Raw genomic sequence first — 19,972 nt, forward strand, 5'->3', positions numbered from 1 at the left:
CATCCTCGTCCTGGTCCGTACCATGGTCGGCGTGCTGACAAACGTGACAGAAGCTTTCGAATGGACTGAGACGAGCCGGGAGTGGCTCATCGCGAAGCCGATCGAGGCCGCTTCCTACATTGTTGTCGCTCTGATACTGAGATGGGTGGCACACCGCCTCATCGACCGCGCGACAAAGCGCAGCGGCCGCAGAATTCTGCCTGCCGCGGTGCGCAGAAACGGCGACGTGCAGGTTCTCGATCAGGCACGCCGGGATGAGCGCAACGCTCAGCGTCGCAAAACCATCGCGTCAGTATTCAAGTCAACCGTTACCCTCCTGCTCTTCACCTGGGTTGCATTGACGATCCTGACGATCGTCGGTATCAACGTGGCGCCGTTTATCGCCTCCGCAGGTGTTATCGGTATCGCACTCGGCTGGGGCGCGCAGAGCCTGGTTCGCGATTTTCTTTCCGGGGTCTTCATGCTGCTTGAAGACCAGTACGGCGTAGGTGACATCGTCGACTTCGGTGAGGCCGTCGGAACTGTCGAGAACGTCGGACTGCGCGTGACGACGCTGCGCGCCCTCAACGGCACTGTCTGGTACGTACGGAACGGCGAGGTGCTGCGGGTCGGCAACCACAGCCAGGGTTACGCCGTAGCAGTCGTAGATATTGCCCTCGCACGGCCGGTTAATGTCGGGAAGGCTACCCGCATCGCGGAACAAACAGCGCTCAACGCCGCAAAGGACGATGCCATTCGCGATGATGTGCTGGAGACGCCAACTCTGCTCGGGGTGGATTCCACCACGGCCTACACGGTCACTATTCGTGTGACCGCGACAGTGCGGGCAGGCTCGCAGTGGGGCGTCCAGCGCTACCTTACTCAGCGGATCCTGTCCGACCTCGCCGACGCCGATATCGTGACTCACGACGAGCCGGCCGCGACGACGGAAGAACCGACGGGCACGTTGCCTGCCCAGGGGTGACGTTGACACAGTTCTCGCGTCCATTTCGCGGCACGCACTCAAGACAGGCATGATGGAGAGTGATGGCAAGCGAGCAGCAGTTCGAAACGTTTTTTGATGCGGTGGGCGGTGCGGAGACCTTCCGCCGCATAGTCGCGCGCTTCTACGAGGAAGTGGCGAACGATGAAATCGTTCGCCCCCTGTATCCGGAGGAAGATCTCGGTCCCGCTGAACGCCGGTTCCGGATGTTTCTCGAACAGTATTGGGGCGGCCCCCGGACCTACTCGGACGAACGCGGCCACCCACGGCTGCGGATGCGGCATATGCCATTCCAGATCGGTCCGCTCGAGCGCGACGCGTGGCTACGCTGCATGCGCATCGCCATCGCTTCAATCGAGCCTGAAACACTGAACGACGCTAGGCGCAAGGAACTGCTCGACTACATGGAGATGGCAGCGAACTCGCTGGTCAACTCGCCGTTCTGACATTCGATGTGCTTGTCAGCGCACAAATAGCGGAATCTTCGACCGGTTGATCGCAACTGAACCGAACCGGGCGTCGATGCGCACCCAAGTCGATCGTGCCCTTACTCGGACGATTTCGTTCGGATCGACCGTTCCAGCCGCGCCCGTCGTAGGGTCGTCGGCTTTCGGGATGAAACCCATTCCTGTCATCGCGAAAACCGCTCGCATAGTGACGGCGGCTGTCCCGCCTTCGCCACGAACCGTGAGCACTTCCTGGTCCAGCAACGATCCTGGTGTGCCCTGGCTGGTGTTGTGTTCACGAGCGAGGTCAGCGCCCCGCTGCGCCAGATCGATAAGAACGTGAGCCGGCACGTCATCTACGTGGCTGTAGCCACCGTCTGGTGGTAGCGCGCCACGCCACGCGGAGTCCATGCTGTAACCGGCATGGATGATACCGCTACGAGTCTGCCTCAACGTCTGCAGCAGATGGTCAGCCGCCGTGATGAGGTCCGTGGGCGTGGCCTGTCCCTCAATAGTGCGCGCAGCTAGAACGTCAAGCCCCGTATTGACCCATGCCGTGACATGTCCTTCACCGCGGTTGCGGAACCTGATGACCGCTGATTCATCGAGGCGCAGAGCACGGGTGAGGAACGCGCCGAGGTCAGCGCGCGATGATCTGCCACGAAGGATAAGGTGACGTTCTACGCCACCGGCGATTTCCGTCATTTCGCGGTGTGGAGGAACTGCGCCAAGAATGCCCGCTCCCCGGTCGTAAGTCTGCGCAGCCGCTGGGTGTCGATGTCGAAAGCGGCTAACTGGATCGAGGCGGTCACCGCGGCCGGAACATTATTCTCGGCGCCATGTGGCCGGACTTCATAACCAATCGTCCAATCCGCACTGCGTAGTCGCTCAACCCACATGTCGACTTGCAACGGCCCGTCCGAGTGGCGAAGCTGGCCGCGGTAGCGGACCTTCATCTCCACGACCACGGCGCCCTGCCCGAGTTCAGCTGTCGGACGGTCGGGGGTCAGCAGCCACGGGATACGCGCCTCTTCGAGGAGCGTCACCATTCGCGCATGGTTGATGTGCTGGAACACGTCCATGTCCGACCATCTGACCGGAACTGACACGCGGAAAATGTTGCTGCCATTCTGCGAAGCGGGGGCGCCGCCAGCGGTCGTTGAAGCCGTCTGCTGCCGCTCCCCCGCCTGTGTCACCTGCTTGCCTCCGACCTAACGCTTCGTGAATGAACCATGCTCCGCACCTGACGCGCCGCGACCGACAGCGTTGCGAGGTCCAGTGTGCCTGAATTCGCGATCTGAGCGAGAGCCGTGCGCGCCCGCTCGAGGCGGGAAGCGTTGGACAACTCCCATTCGGCGATCTTCTCGGCTGCGTTTTCGTCCGGTTCCGCGTTCTCGAGCACGTCAAGGCAAAGTGCCCTTGTCGAACCATACAGGTCATCGCGGAGCGCCAGTCGAGCGAGGGCATGCCACCGGTCGCCGCGCTCTAGCCGCGAAACCGCGCCCTGGAGCATAGCAATGCCTAAGTGTGCTGTAAGCGCGTAGTACAACTCGGCAACCTCCGTGGGCTCGTGCTCGGAGAGGTCAGCAACTTCCGCGATGTCGAGTAGGCAATATTCGTGGGGAAGTCCGTAAACCCGTGCAGCGAGATCCTCCGGCGCACCCAGCGCGACAGCATCTTGGGTCCGCGACTTGAGGAATCGTAGGTCGTTTCCATGCAGCCACCCGGGGACCTTCGGGCCGAGTTCACGAACAGTCGCAGCGAACCTGTTGATTTCCGCACCCACTGCCAGTGGTTGCGGACGGTTTGCGAGCAGCCACCGCGAGGCCCGGTCGAGGAGGCGGCGACTACCCAGCATCAGGGTGTCAGAAGCTTCGGTTGGCATGTCCGCCGTACGAATCTGAGTCCAAAGCTCAGTTAGACCGAAAATCGTGTTCACCGCCGCGAAAGCCCTGATCGAGTCGGTGGTGTTGGCGCCAGCGTCCTCAAGGAGACGGAACGTGAAGGTGATACCCCCATTGTCGATCGCCTGGTTCGCAATCATCGTCGTCACGATTTCACGCTTGAGCGGATGCTGTTTGATGGCGGAACCGTACTGTTCCCTCAGCGGCTCTGGGAAGTACTCCGGCAACCGGGACGCAAAAACCTCATGATCGGGCAGTTCGCTGTCCATCAAGTCCGACTTGATCGCCAGCTTCACGTGCGCGAGCAGCGTCGACAGCTCGGGGGACGCGAGCCCCTCCCCGCGTTTGATCCGCTGATCGATCTCCGCTTCGTCCGGGAGCGCCTCGATCTCGCGGTCCATCCCGCGGTTCGCCTCAAGATCGGCGATTTGCCGGGCATGCACGGGCAGCAGCGATTCTGTGTTGGCGCGACTGGTGCCCATCAGTTCGTTTTGCATACGGTTGTCGTCGAGCACGAGTTCTGCCACCTCGTCCGTCATCGACGCGAGGAGCCCGTTGCGATCGGACGGAGCGAGATCCCCCGAACTAACGAGTGATTCAAGCAGAATCTTGATGTTCACTTCATGGTCGGAGCAATCCACACCCGCAGAGTTGTCGAGCGCATCCGAGTTGACCTTGCCGCCGCGCTGCGCGAATTCGATGCGGCCCTTCTGTGTGAGACCGAGATTGCCGCCCTCACCGACCACTCGGACCTTCAGGTCAGATCCATTGACCCGAACCGCGTCGTTGGCTTTGTCACCACAATCAGCGTTCGTCTCTTCGGAAGACTTGACGTAGGTTCCGATGCCGCCATTCCACAGCAGGTCAACCGGCGCGAGGAGGATGGATCTGATCAATTCGGGCGGTGATAGTTCGTCTAAACCTGCCGGCAGTTTCAGCACATCTCGTATTTGTGGACTAATGGGTATGGACTTCACGCTTCGCGGCCACACACCGCCACCCTCGCTGATCAGCGACGTGTCATAGTCTGCCCACGATGAGCGCGGCAATTCGAACATGCGCTGCCGTTCGCGGAACGACGTTGCCGCGTCAGGAGACGGGTCGATGAAGACGTGACGGTGGTCGAACGCAGCGACGAGTCGGATGTGCTCGCTCAGCAGCATGCCGTTGCCGAACACGTCGCCGCTCATGTCACCAACACCGACGACTGTGAAGTCTTCGCTCTGAGTGTCGAGACCCTCCTCACGGAAGTGGCGCTTGACGCTTTCCCAGGCACCGCGAGCCGTGATGCCCATGACTTTGTGGTCGTAACCAGCTGAACCGCCGGACGCGAAGGCGTCTCCGAGCCAGAAGTTGTACTTGCCCGCGACCTCGTTCGCGATGTCGGAGAAGGTCGCGGTTCCCTTATCCGCCGCCACCACCAGGTATGTATCGTCCCCATCTTGGCGCACCACGTCGGCGGGCGATATCACCGCGCCGGTTGTCTGGTCAAGGTTGTCGGTTACGTCGAGCAGTCCCGATATGAACAGGCGATAGCAGCGGATTCCTTCCGCACGGAAAGCGTCGCGGTCAGCGGCAACATCGCCGGTCAGTGCCGGTGATTTCTTAACCACGAACCCGCCTTTCGCGCCCACTGGCACGATGACGGCGTTCTTGACGGCCTGCGCTTTCGCGAGGCCGAGGATCTCGGTTCGGAAGTCTTCCCTGCGGTCCGACCAGCGCAGTCCTCCACGCGCGACCTCACCGAATCGGAGGTGCACACCTTCGATGCGGGGCGAGTACACGAAGATTTCGAACCGGGGCCGCGGCTTGGGGATCTCCGGCACATCTCGTGGATCAAACTTGAAACACAGCACTTCCCGGTAGCGACTCTTGCCCGCAGTCGAATCGATATCGTCGCGTGCGGCGACGAAGTAATTCGTACGGAGCGTCGCCCGGATCAGTCTAAGGTACGCACGAAGGATCCGGTCCGCGTCGAGACTAACCACCTTGTCGAGGTGATCGTTGATCTGGGTGATGAGCTCTTCAGCGCGCTCACGCGAGTGGTTGACCGGATCGAACGTGGCTTCGAACAGCGCCACGAGCGCTGCGGTGCTCGCCGAATGTTCGAGCAGCACATCCTCGATATGTGACTGGCTGTACTGGAATCCGAGTTGGCGCAGGTATCGGGCGTAGGCCCGCAGCATCGTCGCCTCGCGCCAGTTGACCCCCGCTCGCAGGATCAGTTCGTTGAATCTGTCCGCTTCCGCGAGTCCGTCCCACAGGGCGGCGAACGCTTCCGTGAAGCGACGCTCGAGATCGTTGTGAACGACCCCATCGTCCGTGAATTCCGGGATGGTTGGCAGGGCGCTGTCGAGGTCGGCTACTGCGGCGGTTTTCAAGGTTTCCGAGTCGACGACGAGGCTGAAGTCATAAATCCAGATCTCTGCCCCGTCAGATCGGGTAAGCCGGTACGGACGTTCATCGAGCACCTCGACGCCCATGCTCTGCATGACTGGCAGGACGTGACTCAGTGAGACGCTTTCGCCGTTCAAATATAGGCTGAGCTGCCAGCGTCCATCGACTGCGCCCTCCCTGCGGTAAATCGCGATCGCGATGTCGCCAGGTTCGAGGCGGTCGATGCGTCTGAGGTCGGAGATCGCCCGGACTGGTTCGAAGTCAGCCTTGTACGACTGCGGGAAAGCCCCGGCGTGTCGATTAGCACGTCCCGCGTGCGCGGTGGGCTCCTGCCGAGCCACCTCATCGGCGAGCAAATCTTCCCAGCTGCGGGTGGCTTCGCCGAGCGTTGTTTGCAAACGCTGCCTGGCTTCCTCCGACACGTCGGGCGCATTCCCACCTGTCCACCCATCTGGTATGCGGATGATGAAATGGACCTGAGCCACGACGGATTCCGTGACGCGGGCCGTGTAGTCGATCGTCGATCCCTGAAACTCGTTCAATAGAATCGACTGCATCTCTAGGCGCACGCCGGTCCGATAGCGGTCTCGCGGCATGTACACCAGAGCAGACACGAACTTTCCGTTGGGATCTGCCCGAAGGAAGAGTCTTAACTCGCGTGTCACGCCGATAGCGACGACTTCACTCACGGTCCGGTAGAGCGTTTGCACGTCCGCAGTGAACAGTTCTGTCCTCGGATACGACTGGATGATTTCCAGCATCGACTGGCCAGAGAACGAATCGGGCGAGTGCCCCGCCATCCGCAGGACTTCTTGAACACGACTCGCCAGGACTGGGACGTCCAGAACGTTCTCGTGCAGTCCCGTCACCGTGAAAATGCCCAGGAATCGATGCTCGCCCGTAAGTTGGTCGTCGTCGTTGAAAATTCGTACGCAGACAAAAAATGGGTATACAACGCGCAGCGACATCGCGGGTGCCTGTCCCTGTGCGAAAACCAGCAGCCGCTGCGCCTCCGACGCGTCACTGTAGAGGCGGAAGCGCAGGTCCGTCATCTCAGGTGAACGCAACACGCCGAGACCGCTGCCGTCCACGACGCCGAGATCAGGCCCAGACTCGCCACGGCCGGTGACTTCATACCGACGGTAGCCAAGGACCCTGAAATTACCGGAGGAAAGCCACCGCAGAAGGCCCGCTGATTCGTTCGCTTCCGAGACCTCCGCCTGACCGATCCCGCGGCCGGACTCCAGTTCCGTTGCGATATCAGCGAGCGTGCTCCGCATCGTCGACGTATCCGAGACAACCTGGCGAACATCGCCAAGCAGTTTCGTGACCCTGTCAGTGATCTGCTGTGTCAGTTCAGGCGGGGTACCGGTGAGTTCGAGGTGCATCCATGATTCAGCGAGCGCGTCGTCAGGCTTGTCGAATGTGGAGTGGTCAGTAAGGACCTCGACGAGGTTTCCGTCGTGGTCCCGACGCACGATCAGGACAGGGTGGACGATCTGCTCAACGCTGATCCCAACGCTGCCGAGCAGTGCGGTGACGGACTCCACCAGGTAGGGCACATCGTCGGTGACGATCTGGAGGACTGACGCGTTCGACTGACCGGAACCGTTGCCGGTGCGCGCCTCATCGGCGGAGATCGACACCGCCGGGGTGCCGGGGGTTCTGCGGGCTGCGAGTTCCCGGTGGCGCTGCAACAGGCGGTAGGCACGGCGCTGATGATCATCGGCCGCCTCGCCTTCAGGAGGCCGCTGCGCCCCGCCGATGTCGGAGGGGACAGCGTCTTGCCGATAGTACGTTCGGTACAGGCGCGTGAGATCCCGGTCTCCCGAGGAGTCCTGTTCGAGACGCGAAGCGATATCCGCATCGGAGGGGTGTTCCTGAGGCGCATCCGCACCCGCAGTAGGCCCGGTAGTGGAGTGGACGTGGGAATCCGTCATCGCTTACCTTCCTGACGCAGCACCAACGCTCACGAGGCTATTAGCGATTCCCTACTTGTGGGTGTAGTTACGCAATATTGCCTGTAGCAGGCTCGTTACTCGTCCGTAACCAGGTACGCTTCTAGCCCTTCTCTCTCGGCAGGCTCCAGTGGCCGTGACGAATTCGATGTCGTCGAGAATGCCACCAGCACAGCGGTTAGTGCTCCAGCGCGATTCCCAGCGTTGTCGAATACGAGGTGGCGGATCGTGAACGAACTCGTTCCGATCGTGAGCACCTCGAGTTCGACTGTGAGCGGACCCGACTCGGTGAAGAGCGGGCGCTCAAAGTCGGCCTCGAGGTGTCGGACCACGACTGCCTTGCCTGCGGTGAAGGCATGCCCAAAGTTCTCCGCGATGAAACGTACGCGCGCCTCCTGCGCGTATTCGATGAACTTCGTGTTGTTGACATGCCCGAGCATGTCGGAGTCGCCCCAGCGGACCTCGACCTGACATTTGTATGTGTCGGACACAGATCAGTCTCTCGTTAGGCGACGGTATGTGACGCGATGTGGACGCGCAGCTTCGGGACCCATCCGCTCGATCTTGTTCGCTTCGTACGCTTCGAAGTTTCCTTCGAACCAGAACCACTTCGCGGAGTTGGTGTCGTCACCCTCCCACGAGAGGATGTGCGTACAGGTCCGGTCAAGGAACCATCGGTCGTGGGAAATCACGACAGCACAGCCTGGGAAGTTCTCGAGAGCATTCTCAAGTGAACTGAGAGTTTCCACGTCTAGGTCGTTAGTGGGCTCATCCAGCAGGATCAGGTTGCCACCCTGCTTCAGGGTGAGCGCGAGGTTGAGCCGGTTGCGCTCGCCACCGGACAGCACTCCCGCCGGCTTCTGCTGATCTGGCCCCTTGAAACCAAAAGCGCTGACGTATGCACGCGACGGCATCTCGGTGTTACCGACCTCGATGTAATCGAGGCCGTCCGACACGACCTGCCATACCGTCTTCTTCGGGTCAATACCGCCACGGTGCTGGTCAACATAGCTCAGCTTGACCGTCTCGCCGACCTTGACCGTGCCCGAGTCCGGCTCTTCGAGTCCGACAATCGTTTTAAACAGGGTTGTTTTACCAACACCGTTCGGACCGATGACGCCGACGATGCCGTTGCGTGGCAGAGTGAACGACAGATCTTTGATGAGTATCCGGTCGCCGAAGCCCTTGTCGAGGTTCTTGACCTCAACAACGACGCTGCCGAGGCGTGGACCAGCAGGTATCTGAATTTCTTCCATGTCGAGCTTCCGCGTCTTTTCCGCTTCAGTCGCCATTTCTTCGTAACGCTGCAACCGCGCCCTGCTCTTGGCCTGTCGCGCCTTCGCTCCCGACCGGACCCAGGCGAGTTCGTCTTTGAGGCGCTTTTGGAGCTTCTGGTCCTTCTTACCCTGGACTTCGAGTCGCTCGGCCTTCTTCTCGAGGTACGTGGAGTAATTACCCTCGTACGGGTACGCCTTGCCGCGATCGAGCTCAAGAATCCACTCGGCGACGTGGTCAAGGAAGTAGCGGTCGTGTGTGACCGCAAGGACCGCGCCCGCATAATTCGCGAGGTGCTGCTCAAGCCACAACACGCTCTCCGCGTCAAGATGGTTGGTGGGTTCGTCGAGTAGCAGGAGGTCCGGCTTGCTCAACAACAGCTTGCACAGTGCAACGCGGCGCCTTTCACCACCGGAGAGCTTGGTGACCGGCTCGTCAGCGGGCGGGCACCGAAGCGCATCCATCGCCTGTTCGAGCTGGGATTCAATGTCCCAGGCATCAGCATGGTCAAGCTCCTCCTGGAGCTTTCCCATTTCTTCCATCAGTTCATCGGAGTAGTCGGTCGCCATCAGTTCGGCTATCTCATTAAACCGGTCGAGCTTCACCTTGGTCTCGCCGAGACCATCCTCGACGTTCTGGCGAACAGTCTTCGACTCGTCAAGCGGTGGTTCCTGAAGCAGAATGCCGACGGTTTTGTCATTCGCGATGAACGCGTCGCCGTTGCTCGGATGTTCCAGTCCCGCCATGATCTTCAGTACAGTTGACTTACCTGCACCGTTGGGCCCGACAACACCAATCTTGGCGCCGGGGAGAAAAGCCAGGGTGACGTCATCGAGGATGACCTTGTCACCGTGCGCCTTCCGCACGCGCTTCATGGTGTAGATAAACTCAGCCACAATTACCTCTCGAAGTTGTCCTGCATTGCAGCGGGAACGGCCTCATGCGTCACCCAAACTACCGTGTTGCAGGTTAGCGCAGTTGGCCGTTCTCCCCTACCTCGCAGTCGACGATTCGCTAGGCAGCGACTGCGATTCCGCTCTCACTGAGGTCAGGCTCGTCGCCTTCATCATCACTTGCATCCTCGTGCGGCACAGTCTCTGCGCTGCCTTCTGGTCGTTGCTCCACATTCAGCTCTGGCGCCACCTTGTCTTCAGTCTTCGCTGGCGCGCGACGATCGATCTGCGCGATGCACCTGGTGACGTCTGGCCCGACCGCGCGTGCTCGCATCTCGAGTGACATTCGCTGCTGACCCTCATTGTCCGTGTACGTGTGGGTATGAAGATCGCCGTGCACGATCACCGGATCGCCCTTCATCAAGCTTGCAATGACACGGTGAGTGGCCTTGTTCCAGCAGCTGACGCGGACGAACAGCGTTGTTCCGTCTTTCCACTCTGCATTCGATCTGTCGAACACTCGGGTCGTCGATGCCACCGTGAAACTCACCACGTCATCACCGCGGGTGCCAACTACGCGTCGGTTCATGCTGCTCGCGACGTTGCCCACGATGGTTGTGTAGCTCTCGTACATGCCTTTTCCCCTGGTCTGTGCCGCCGCCCACTGGCGGTCTGGAATGCGAAGTGACGCTGAAACCAGAATGACGGGGTTTGAAAGCTCGCGGGGCGCGGCGAACCGAATTGTGGACAACCCCCTAACCTGTGGAAAACCGGGTGAGTTCCTTCTCATGGCAACCGGATTGTGTCGGGGGCGCGTGGTAGGGCGCGGGGCTACTTGCCCTGCCGCTCCGCCTCTTTGCGGGCCAACTCGGCGAACATCGCGTTGTAAGCCGCGAGCGCCGCGTCGTCGTCATTGTCCGCCACGCGGTCCATTCGACGCGCAAAGCGCCGGTCAGTACGCGACCACTGAACAAGGAGCGCAAGCATGACGATGATCAACGGCATTTCACCGGTGCCCCACGCCAAACCGCCCCCAACTCGCTGGTCCGCTAAAAGGTCGGGGACCCACGGCAAATTGAGTTGCTGGTAGAACCAGCCACCCATGACTGTTTCCATGTTCATTAGAGCGATACCGAAAAACGCATGGAACGGCAGCGTCGCCCAGAGCACTCCGAGCTTCGCGAGCGGCTGCATCGGGTGTGGCGACTGGTCCACACCGATCACCACCCAATAGAACAGGTAACCGCTCAGGAGGAAATGTAGATTCATCAGGATGTGGGCCGCATGGCTGCCCACGTAGGCGTCGAAAATTCCGCCGAAGTACAGACCGTAGAAGCCCGCAACGAACAGGATCGCGGCGATCACGGGCTGGGTGAGGAACCTCGAAACCGGGCTGTTGACTGCAGCGAGAATCCACTCCCGTGGCCCCGGGACGCCACCCTTGCCTGCCGGCTTTAGCGCACGAAGCGCCAGCGTCACCGGGCCTCCAAGCACCAGCAGTACCGGAACCAGCATTGACAGCAGCATGTGGGAGCCCATATGAACGCTGAACATTGCCGGCGCATAGCGCGCGATCCCAGACGAGGTCGCGATTAGGAGAACAACACAGCCGGACAGCCACGCGATCGTGCGTCCGATTGGCCACGCGTCACCCCGCGCATTCAGCTTCCGGACGCCGACTGCGTACAGGACCGCCAGGACTATCGCGAGCGTCCCGAAAATGAGGTCGAAACGCCAGTCAAGCATCAGTCGCGCGAAAGTGGGCGAACCTTCCAGGTTGTAGCCAAGTTCTACCTCCATCAGTGTCGGGACGGAGGAAGGGGCAGGGGGCGGCGTTCGGCCTAACGCCACCGCAAGCCCGAACGTCGCCGCGAGAATGAAGAACTCGGCGACGGCGAGCGTGACAAACGGGGTTCGCGCGTGAGCGTCACGATGAAGGACGCCGACCACGCGCCGGCGCTGAGACCAGCCGAAGACACCGAGGAAAACCAGCGCAACCGCTTTAACCAGCACGATCCTGCCGTATGCGTCACTGAAAAGATCGCCTAGCTCGATGCGGACAAACGCATTGACAATCCCACTAAGCCCGACGGCTGCGAAAGAAATCCCGGCGAGCAGCGAGTAGCGCCGTACCACGAGCGCAAGATGTTCACCCCCGTGCCATGCATGCATCAGCACGGCGAACAGCCCACCCATCCAGAGCGACGCGCCCACGATGTGCCAGAACAGACTGTTCGTTGCTACATCGTGGCTGCCGCCCGACGCTGAATGGCCCGTCAGTACCAGCGGCATCAGCGTGAACAACGACAACGCAAGCAGGGCGGGTGTCCACGACCAGCGCAGCACAGCGCGCGAAACCATTGCCAGCGTGGAAGCGAACACGCCAGTCCAGGCCCACGCGAGCGCCGTGTCGACGCGGGGAAGGCTTGGCCACAGGTTTTCGGGTCTGACGGCCTCGAGGAATCCGGCCCCCGAAACGTCGGACAATGTCAGCGGAACCATGAGAAACGCACATGCCGCCCAGATCGCCGCAGCACCGCCGCACACGCGGATCGCGCGATAACCGCCAACATCAAGCACCCCGTTGGACTGCGGCGGCACTAGGAAGGCCGCCAGCAAAGCGCATCCGACAGCCGCTACTGCGGCGACGTAGCCCACTGACTGCACTGCAGGCAGCCCATAACGTGTGGCAACACCCGGGTCAGGTATGCCGAGGAGGACCAGCGCGTCGGTTGCCGACAGGCTCGCCAACCCAGCTGCCACGAGCGCGGCAATCAAAGCCGCCATCGCGGCCACTGCTGCGAGACCCGACCGGGACTCTCCGTCAATAGGCTGATTCGGTGTCTCGTCCTCAGCACTGCCGAGCGACCCGGCTGACATAGCCGCAGATTCAGCGTTCGCCATGGCAGACAGGGTACGGGGACATCGACTGCCAGCGCGAACCGCAGATTCATGGAGAAGGACTTAGGTCACCAAATCTAATTTCCAAAGGCCTGTAACATTTTGAGACCGGGGTGTGATACTTCACATGACACATACTTCAGTGTTAAATCACACCTTCTCTCGAAAGAGGCCGCCGTGACCACGACCGCCCCCGTCACGCCCCGCGACACATCCGACCGCAAGCGCAAGATCCGCGCGATACTCGCGGGTGGTGTAGTCCTAGGCATCGGCGCTGCAATCACCCTTGCCGCGTGGAACGACTCGGTGTGGGCAGAGGGACAGTTCGCCACCGATGCCTGGAACGTGCAGGGCTCGACCGATGGCGGAAGCACCTGGTTCGAGTACGCAACGTCGGCCGAAGCCGGACAGCTTCAATTCACGCTCGACAACCTCGCTATGGTCCCCGGTGACACGGTCTACGCTCCCTTCGCGCTGCGGGTCGGCCCGGACACCTCCACCCTCGACGCGTCCGTCATCCTCAACGGCGCCATCGTCGCGAACACCAACCCATTCGTCAGCGACCTCCAACTGACGGTGACCGGCGCGAACTTCGCAAACTGCAACGACGGCACAGCAGGTGCAGCGCTCACAGGCTGGCCTTCGAGCGCACCGCTCGGTGCGGGCGGCGCCACCCCCATCACCGTCAATGGCGACGGCACCCAGTACAACCTGTGCTTTGTCGTCCATCTCCCCAACGGCTCCGGCCCGTACACCGGAGGCCAGCAGGAAACCGGCTCGGTCCTGTGGAAGTTCGACGCTGAATCCGCCTGATGGCTGACCGTCCTGCCCAAGGGCGGTCGAGGGCCCGAAAAATCCGGGCCCTCGCCGCCGCTGGGGTTGTCCTAGGTACCGGAGCGACGATCGTACTTGCTGGCTGGAGTGAATCGCTGTTCGTCGCCGCAGGGTTCGGGACCGCACCATTCAGCGTTGAGGGAAACGTCGGGAATGGGTGGCAACATTATCCCGGACCCGATAGTGGCGCCGCGGAACTCGCATTCCCGATCGACATTGAATCGATGCGTCCAGGCGACGCCGGATACGCGGGTATCTCACTGCGAACGGGTCCTGATTCGCTCCCCGCTGTCGTCACCCTCGAGGGAGCAGCGGGATCCGGCTCCCTATTCCAGGCTCTGCGCTATCGGGTTGTGCAGGCATCGACATGCAACGCGGCTGCTTTCGCATCCGGCACGTTTGTCATCGGAAACCCGAGCACGTCGCAGGGTCTGGGAACTTCGTCGGCGACCGCAGCAATAGCGCTCGATGCCGGCAGCACTGGCAGCCCGGGGCCAAGCAGAGATTACTGCTTCGAAATCAGCCTGCCGAACGTTCCAGCTAACTGGACGACGTCCGGAATCTCCGGCGCCCAACTCACCGTGAACTGGAAGTTCGCGGCCGAATCAACATCGTAGAAGGACCCAATGACCACACCCGCCACGTGGCGCTCGCCCCGGAGAGCCCTCCGGAAAACTGGAGCCTTCTTCAGTGGGATGCTGCTGAACATTCTCTCGGTACTCGGTGTGGTCTGCATCATCGCGGTGATCTGCGCCTTCGCCTTCAACATCACACTGATCATGTTCCGGACAGGGTCGATGCACCCGACCATTCCGGCTGGCTCGCTCGCCGTAGTGCGTGAAGTGCCCGCGGAGACTGTGGAGATCGGTGACATCATCACAGTCGACCGGGAGCCAGGACTGTTGCCCGTCACGCACCGCGTCATCGGCACAGAACTAGGGGCTAACGGCGCCACGGTCATCAGCATGCAGGGTGATGCTAATCCGAATCCCGACCCCGCCCCATACGAGGTCACCACCGTCCGCACAGTGTTGTGGCATATGCCTGGGCTCGCCCGGGTAATCGTTCGGGTGTCCGACCCGCGTGTAATGGCTGGGATAACCCTCGGCGCGGCGCTTCTCGTCGGCTGGGCTTTCTGGCCGCGTCGCGAGGATGACGAAGAGGTCGTTGCAGCTCCTGCAGCTGCAGAACCGAAGTCGGGATTATGAAACGTCACGTTCGCCGGAAGCTTGCGGTGATCGCCCTAGGTGTCGTCGCGTTCGCGGCAGCCGCTCTGCACCCCGGGGGCGGACTCGTCACCGCCACGGACGCGGCATTCAATGACGCCGTCTGGGCTAGAGCCAACATCGGGACAGATACCTGGCCGACGCAGGGTTACGGGCGGGGCGCCGCTGGAGCTGGCGTTGTCACCGACAACTTGCTGATCATTGGATCACAGCAGCCGATCCCTGGGGCGTCGGCTTTACGTTCACACACAAGCCCTGGCCGCACCACACACACTCCCTCGCTCGGTGCCGCACAGATTCTGTTCTTCACCGTGAGTAGCCGGAATGCAAGCGCGTGCGGGGCATACACAGTCGGGGCGGCGAACCCCAACGAAGACTGCGATCCTGCGGCTGCTCCGCATAGCGCAGACGCAGCGACAAGTTTTAGCAACCTCACCGGTCGCGTCAATCTCCTCGGCCTTATCGGCCTCTACACGGTGATCCAGACATCCGGAGCAATTACTGGTGCCGCTCGGTGTGACGATGGCTCACCCACCGCAATTGCTCCAGCAGGGAACAACATCGCGGCAGGGACACTCAACATCCCCATTCCCACAAGTAACGGCACATTTGAATACACACAGGCGCAGAACACGCTTTTAGGGCGTCCCTATATCAAGGCGGGCCTTACTCGGCAGGTGCAAACATCATCTAACGGCGCTAGGTCCTACTTGCACATACGGCTTGATGTCAGGTATCTCGCCGTGATCGACGGAGTCATTGACATCACCCTCGTTGATGCTGAATGCAACCTGGGCGGACTTTCCCCATTCGCTGCAATGTCCGCACTCTCCCAGCCAGTTGCCGCGAATGTCGGCCGGTTCGAAGACGCAGCCGACCTGGCAGAGGTCGAGGACGATGCGGCCGATAGCGAAGCTGACGGCGCGCGTTTAACCGAGACGTCAGATGAAGAAACTGACTCAGATGCCGGGACCACGTCAGCGTCGGAACCAACCACCGAGGCGAACGAAGCCGATTCCGATCTTGAGCAGCAGTCAGACGAGCCCTCGCCGACACCCGCACCCGCGCCAATCGCCCTCCGTGAAACGTTTGCTATGCGCGCGATAGACGGCACGGAACTCGGCAGCGCGTCAATCAGTGACATCGTGTATACGACTGGCTGCCCAGGGACAGCACTCGGGGAATTCGTAGCCATCCAACTCGACATCACGACGTCCGATCAGGACAGCACGAGCCGCGTCTCCGGTGTGACGGCATCAAGTTTCGGCACTCTCAGCACCACCGGTGACGTCGCGAAGTTCACCTCATCGGTAAGTGGATGCACGGACGCGGCACCTGCCATCGCTACCACGATGGCCCCGTCCTCCACCTATCGCGGCTGGATCGTCTTCGACGTGCGCAATACCGATTCGCGGCTTGTATTCCAGCCGAACGGCACCGCCGGATGGTCCTTCACGTTGCCGCCAGCGCCGCCACCCCCGACACCGGTGACAACTCCCCCACCGGAGACCACTGCCGATGCTGAGGCTCCGCCGGCGGAACCGATGCCTGTAGTCCCGCAAGAACCGGCGCGAACCACAGAACCACAGGCCCCACCGCCGCCGCCGAGCACAAGTGCTCCGCTGCCCACGACAACCGCAGTACCTGCCCCGACGACGATGGAGACGACCGCGGCCGTCACCACAACACCCGACGAGGGCAACGTCTAAGCCGTGGCAATGGCTAGTGACACCCACAGTCGATCGCGACGCGTCCGCTAGCAACGACGCTCGGCGCAACGACCGCCATGCCACCTCCGCTACACTCTCAGGCGTCGCGGGTGACGTGTCACGCCTCCGTAGCTCAGGTGGATAGAGCAAGGGCCTTCTAATCCCTAGGTCGCAGGTTCGAGTCCTGCCGGGGGCACAATCATCGCGCAAGTCCCGAACCTTGGCTCGAAGAGCGCGACAACGAGACGAAGTCCGCCTACCTCTCCCGGATCCGCATACGGCATTCAGGAACTGAAGATGGCGGGGATGCAGATCGACCCTAGCGTGAAGCCGTCACAGGGCGCGGGTTCCAAGCCTTGTTCGCTGTACATGATCGTCACGCTGGGAGGAAGCGCTGTGGTGCTTGAGGCGCCACCGGCAGACGATCCACCACCGCCACCACCGCCTCCGGTTCCGCGGGCACCGATTCCGCCGCCGCCACCGCCGAAGAGTCCCCCACCGCCACCACCTGCGGCTCCACTGTCGACTGGGCCGGCAGCACCAGTTCCGCCTTGTCCCTGCGTACCGTCGCCGCCGCCGAGGGATCCACCGGGTCCGCCTGCCGTCTCACTCGCGGCTCCACCGCCGGAGCCCCCGCCGATGGTCCCGCCTGCGGAACCTGCTGCACCTGCTGTCCCACCCGACCCGCCGAGATTGCCGCCGGTACCACCGCCACCGCCACCGCCCCCACCTGCGGCCACGATTAGGGGGGTCCCACCGGCGAGCACCTCGGAGGCTCCACCTCCGCCGCCGCCAGCCCCGCCATCTCCAACGTCGACGTTTCCGCCGTTTCCTCCTCCGCCGTAGCCGCCGACGCCGCCCGTCGCACTCACGCCTGGGCCGCCGTTCCCGCCAACCACCACATCGAGTGTTGAGCCGGGTGTCACCGCAAGGGCCTGCGCAGTCACCGCGGCTGCCGCTCCGCCTGCGCCCCCGTTTGCTCCGATAGCGCCAGCGCCACCGGAACCGCCGATCGCGGTGATGCTCACAGACGAAACGTCTCCGGGAACTTCGAAGCTGTGGTCGCCCCCTGCGTTGTCAGCAAAGCTATAGATGCACATGACGGTTCCAGTGCCGTGACCAGTGCACACTTCGTCTGCCGCCGCGGGGGCATTAGTGAATAGGAAGATTCCCGCTGTCGCAAGAATCGATGACGAGGCGACCGCCGAAAACCTACGGGACCCGCTGGGCAAGTTCACTTACTCCTGAACGCCCGGTTCGACCGTCGTCACGTCGAGTTGGTGGGCATCCGTATTGACGTTGGCGCATGCGGTCGCGCTGTTGGCGACGTACAGGGAGTCGTAGTCGTTAGGCGGGTAGATCCGGAATCCCGCGACCTCCATCGGGTCACAGACATTCGACGGATAGTTCTCCACATCCACTGCCCTGATCCTCGCCGATGCCTGCCCATCGGGGTCTAGTGAAATCTGGCCACCTGTCGACCCGCTGCGCTCGGCTGCGCGACCGATTTGGGAACCATCAGGACCAGTCACGTACGACACGCCAGGGAACCCCTGCAGGGTGCAGGCTTCCGAGCCCGTGTTGGTGAAGATGAGGGTGTAAACAGTTGAGCCCGCCGCTCCTTGCGGTTCGCCCAGACTGGCCTCGAGCTCACCGGTTGTACAACCTGCCAGTGACTGTGACGAGTTCACCAGGTCTAGCCCCTCGGACGCTTGCTCCGCACCGCATCCGCTGAGCGCAGTAGCAGCAAGCAGCACCACGGCCGCGCCATAACTTGCGTGGGTCTTTAGCGTTCTCCCCGTCATTTCGCGACCTCCGTTGTCATTCACCGGCGCCGGCCACGACGGCGCTTACATCGAGTTGATGTGCGTCAGTGGTGGCGTTGGCGCACGCGGTGGTTTCATTCGCCACAAAGAGGTAGTCGAAGTCGTTGGGCGGATAGACCCTGAATCCAGCAACATCGGTCTGGTCGCACACATCATCTGGGTAGTTAGTCACGTCTACGGCCTCGACTTCAGACGAAGCCTGCGCTCCTGGCGCAAGGTCAATGGCCTCGCCGACGTCACCGCTGCGCTCGGCGGCCTGTCCTATCTGCGAGCCGCCCTCCCCCGTCACATAGGAAACACCCGGGAACCCGTGCATCACACACGTGCGATCGCCCGTATTCGTAAATACGAATGTGTACGTTGTTGAGCCGGCCGCACCTTCCTGGCCACCAATCTCGACATCCAGTTCGTCTGACAGGCACCTGTCACCGTGAGCCGGTCCCGCGGGCGTCTCTTCGGCTGTAGTCGTGGCTTGCGGCTCTGTCGTTTCTGGACTTGGTTGCGCTTCGGTCTGCTCGCCGTTCGTGCCGGGCTCCGTCGCGGGTTCGTCCTCGACGACGGTCGTACACGCTGTGAGCGCCAGGCCGAGGGCGCAGCCGAGAGCTGCGGCAATCTGTCGTGGGGTTCGTGCGATCATCACGCCTCCATCCGTTGCCTGCCCGCCAGCAGCAGCTGAATGAAACGCATATGATCTTACTCTCGATATCATGCACCGTGTCCGAAATGAACGGTTGCCGGATGACGATGTACGTCGGGTTTCGCTGATGGCTCGCTCTGGAAAGGTCGCGGTCGTCGATGACGGAATGGTTCACCGAGAGAATCGTCGATAGCGGCCGCTTGCCGCTGTTCTTCCTAATGGTGGCGTTCGCGCTGACGTTCTTGTTCATACGCTTCAGCACCAGGATGATCCGCGCGCAAGTGTCCTGGTGGCCGGGCAACGTGACACCAGGCGGACTGCACATACACCACTCGGTGTTCGGCATCGTGATGATGCTCATCGCCGGATTTCTGCTGATCGCACTTGCCAACTATGAAACGCACGTCACGAACAACATTCTCGCCGCTCTCTTCGGCATCGGCGCCGCCCTCGTCCTCGACGAATTCGCGATGCTTCTCCACCTTCGAGATGACTATTGGACGCAAGAGGGACGCGAGAGCATCGACGCGATTTTCGTAGCTTTCGCGATCACAGTTTTGTTTGTGCTTGGGATCCATCCGCTCGGCCTGTCAGGCGACTTCGCCAGGTACGAAGAGCAACGCACCGCAGCGGTTCTCGCGATGTCAATTGGTGTCTTAGCCGTTCAGTACGGACTCGCCGCGGTGACGTTGCTCAAGGGGAAAGTGTGGACCGGGCTTTTCGGTCTGTTCATTCCCCCGCTATTGCTCATCGGTGCTATCCGGCTCAGCCGGCCAGCCGCACCATGGGCGCGCTGGCGGTACCCACCCGAATCACGCAAAGAAAGCCGCGCTAAGACCAGAGAGAAGCGATTCCGGCAACCCGCCGTAAGAGCGAAGATCGCCGTTGAACAGGCAGTTGCCGGAAAATTTGATCTCCCTGACCCGTCGGCGGCCGAATCCGCTGCGCGTCGAGACGAAGAGCAGCGCTAGAGAGCGAATCACG

At 61.6% G+C, this 19,972-nt stretch carries 17 protein-coding genes and 1 tRNA gene; 8 read left to right on the top strand and 10 right to left on the bottom strand.

The annotated features are described in order from the left end of the window. Window positions 1-22 precede the first annotated feature (22 nt). Window positions 23-964: a mechanosensitive ion channel family protein gene (locus FHU29_RS17610; RefSeq protein ID WP_064439363.1), complete on the top strand. Its 942-nt coding sequence runs from the start codon at window positions 23-25 to the stop codon at window positions 962-964. 62 nt (window positions 965-1,026) lie between these two features. Next, the gene (locus tag FHU29_RS17615; protein ID WP_064439364.1) at window positions 1,027-1,428 is read left to right on the top strand and encodes a globin; all 402 of its coding nucleotides are present in this window, start codon (window positions 1,027-1,029) and stop codon (window positions 1,426-1,428) included. A gap of 15 nt (window positions 1,429-1,443) precedes the next feature. On the opposite strand, the gene FHU29_RS17620 is transcribed toward FHU29_RS17615, so the two are convergent. The 7 genes from FHU29_RS17620 to FHU29_RS17650 all read right to left on the bottom strand — a co-directional run bounded on the left by FHU29_RS17620 (window position 1,444) and on the right by FHU29_RS17650 (window position 12,759). Continuing rightward, window positions 1,444-2,133 carry a DUF8185 domain-containing protein gene (locus tag FHU29_RS17620; RefSeq protein ID WP_064439365.1) on the bottom strand — a complete coding sequence of 230 codons (690 nt, stop codon included), beginning with the start codon at window positions 2,131-2,133 and terminating at the stop codon, window positions 1,444-1,446. Continuing rightward, a complete protein-coding gene (locus FHU29_RS17625) occupies window positions 2,130-2,546 on the bottom strand; it encodes an acyl-CoA thioesterase (RefSeq protein ID WP_269747832.1) in 417 nt (138 codons plus the stop codon). The genes FHU29_RS17620 and FHU29_RS17625 overlap by 4 nt, the downstream gene beginning before the upstream one ends. Before the next feature lie 74 nt (window positions 2,547-2,620). Then, window positions 2,621-7,669 carry an NAD-glutamate dehydrogenase gene (locus tag FHU29_RS17630; RefSeq protein WP_064439366.1) on the bottom strand — a complete coding sequence of 1,683 codons (5,049 nt, stop codon included), beginning with the start codon at window positions 7,667-7,669 and terminating at the stop codon, window positions 2,621-2,623. Window positions 7,670-7,764: 95 nt separating this feature from the next. Beyond that, on the bottom strand, window positions 7,765-8,178 hold the full coding sequence (locus FHU29_RS17635; protein ID WP_074390774.1) for an acyl-CoA thioesterase: 414 nt from the start codon (window positions 8,176-8,178) through the stop codon (window positions 7,765-7,767). A 3-nt stretch (window positions 8,179-8,181) separates the two neighbouring features. Further along, entirely contained in the window at window positions 8,182-9,858 is a 1,677-nt protein-coding gene (gene ettA, locus FHU29_RS17640) for an energy-dependent translational throttle protein EttA (protein ID WP_064439367.1), read from the bottom strand. A gap of 118 nt (window positions 9,859-9,976) precedes the next feature. Then, window positions 9,977-10,606 carry a single-stranded DNA-binding protein gene (locus tag FHU29_RS17645; protein ID WP_183377597.1) on the bottom strand — a complete coding sequence of 210 codons (630 nt, stop codon included), beginning with the start codon at window positions 10,604-10,606 and terminating at the stop codon, window positions 9,977-9,979. A gap of 80 nt (window positions 10,607-10,686) precedes the next feature. Further along, a complete protein-coding gene (locus tag FHU29_RS17650; protein ID WP_157094958.1) occupies window positions 10,687-12,759 on the bottom strand; it encodes a bifunctional copper resistance protein CopD/cytochrome c oxidase assembly protein in 2,073 nt (690 codons plus the stop codon). A 174-nt stretch (window positions 12,760-12,933) separates the two neighbouring features. Between FHU29_RS17650 and FHU29_RS17655 the strand changes: the two genes are divergently transcribed. The 5 genes from FHU29_RS17655 to FHU29_RS17675 all read left to right on the top strand — a co-directional run bounded on the left by FHU29_RS17655 (window position 12,934) and on the right by FHU29_RS17675 (window position 16,721). Next, the gene (locus FHU29_RS17655; protein WP_064439368.1) at window positions 12,934-13,569 is read left to right on the top strand and encodes a SipW-dependent-type signal peptide-containing protein; all 636 of its coding nucleotides are present in this window, start codon (window positions 12,934-12,936) and stop codon (window positions 13,567-13,569) included. After that, window positions 13,569-14,207, top strand: coding sequence for a hypothetical protein (locus tag FHU29_RS17660; RefSeq protein WP_064439369.1), 639 nt, complete (start codon window positions 13,569-13,571; stop codon window positions 14,205-14,207). The genes FHU29_RS17655 and FHU29_RS17660 overlap by 1 nt, the downstream gene beginning before the upstream one ends. A gap of 9 nt (window positions 14,208-14,216) precedes the next feature. Further along, window positions 14,217-14,798: a signal peptidase I gene (locus tag FHU29_RS17665; protein WP_083962189.1), complete on the top strand. Its 582-nt coding sequence runs from the start codon at window positions 14,217-14,219 to the stop codon at window positions 14,796-14,798. Next, window positions 14,795-16,525 (top strand): hypothetical protein, encoded by a 1,731-nt coding sequence (locus FHU29_RS17670; protein WP_064439371.1) that lies wholly within the window; start codon window positions 14,795-14,797, stop codon window positions 16,523-16,525. The genes FHU29_RS17665 and FHU29_RS17670 overlap by 4 nt, the downstream gene beginning before the upstream one ends. Before the next feature lie 122 nt (window positions 16,526-16,647). After that, window positions 16,648-16,721 (top strand) — tRNA-Arg (locus FHU29_RS17675). An 88-nt stretch (window positions 16,722-16,809) separates the two neighbouring features. Here FHU29_RS17675 and FHU29_RS17680 read toward each other — a convergent pair. From FHU29_RS17680 to FHU29_RS17690, 3 genes are read right to left on the bottom strand one after another with little or no spacing between them, the layout of a single operon-like run. Further along, on the bottom strand, window positions 16,810-17,763 hold the full coding sequence (locus tag FHU29_RS17680) for a hypothetical protein (RefSeq protein ID WP_064439372.1): 954 nt from the start codon (window positions 17,761-17,763) through the stop codon (window positions 16,810-16,812). Further along, entirely contained in the window at window positions 17,764-18,330 is a 567-nt protein-coding gene (locus FHU29_RS17685) for a DUF4232 domain-containing protein (RefSeq protein WP_083962190.1), read from the bottom strand. Window positions 18,331-18,346: 16 nt separating this feature from the next. Continuing rightward, a complete protein-coding gene (locus FHU29_RS17690; protein WP_064439374.1) occupies window positions 18,347-18,988 on the bottom strand; it encodes a DUF4232 domain-containing protein in 642 nt (213 codons plus the stop codon). Between the two features lie 158 nt (window positions 18,989-19,146). Here FHU29_RS17690 and FHU29_RS17695 point away from each other — a divergent pair, with 158 nt between their 5' ends. After that, window positions 19,147-19,959 carry a hypothetical protein gene (locus tag FHU29_RS17695; RefSeq protein WP_064439375.1) on the top strand — a complete coding sequence of 271 codons (813 nt, stop codon included), beginning with the start codon at window positions 19,147-19,149 and terminating at the stop codon, window positions 19,957-19,959. Window positions 19,960-19,972 lie beyond the last annotated feature (13 nt).

It is taken from the genome of Hoyosella altamirensis, from assembly GCF_014191505.1.
GTDB classification, from domain to species: domain Bacteria; phylum Actinomycetota; class Actinomycetes; order Mycobacteriales; family Mycobacteriaceae; genus Hoyosella; species Hoyosella altamirensis.

Excerpts from the sequence above, each read along its gene's own strand:
- FHU29_RS17665 (WP_083962189.1), top strand. The coding sequence starts at position 14,217 with ATGACCACACCCGCCACGTGGCGCTCGCCCCGGAGAGCCCTCCGGAAA.
- FHU29_RS17615 (WP_064439364.1), top strand. The coding sequence starts at position 1,027 with ATGGCAAGCGAGCAGCAGTTCGAAACGTTTTTTGATGCGGTGGGCGGT.
- FHU29_RS17670 (WP_064439371.1), top strand. The coding sequence starts at position 14,795 with ATGAAACGTCACGTTCGCCGGAAGCTTGCGGTGATCGCCCTAGGTGTC.
- FHU29_RS17610 (WP_064439363.1), top strand. The coding sequence starts at position 23 with ATGGTCGGCGTGCTGACAAACGTGACAGAAGCTTTCGAATGGACTGAG.
- FHU29_RS17685 (WP_083962190.1), bottom strand. The coding sequence starts at position 18,330 with ATGACGGGGAGAACGCTAAAGACCCACGCAAGTTATGGCGCGGCCGTG.
- FHU29_RS17630 (WP_064439366.1), bottom strand. The coding sequence starts at position 7,669 with ATGACGGATTCCCACGTCCACTCCACTACCGGGCCTACTGCGGGTGCG.
- FHU29_RS17695 (WP_064439375.1), top strand. The coding sequence starts at position 19,147 with ATGACGGAATGGTTCACCGAGAGAATCGTCGATAGCGGCCGCTTGCCG.
- FHU29_RS17690 (WP_064439374.1), bottom strand. The coding sequence starts at position 18,988 with ATGATCGCACGAACCCCACGACAGATTGCCGCAGCTCTCGGCTGCGCC.
- FHU29_RS17660 (WP_064439369.1), top strand. The coding sequence starts at position 13,569 with ATGGCTGACCGTCCTGCCCAAGGGCGGTCGAGGGCCCGAAAAATCCGG.
- FHU29_RS17620 (WP_064439365.1), bottom strand. The coding sequence starts at position 2,133 with ATGACGGAAATCGCCGGTGGCGTAGAACGTCACCTTATCCTTCGTGGC.
- FHU29_RS17650 (WP_157094958.1), bottom strand. The coding sequence starts at position 12,759 with ATGGCGAACGCTGAATCTGCGGCTATGTCAGCCGGGTCGCTCGGCAGT.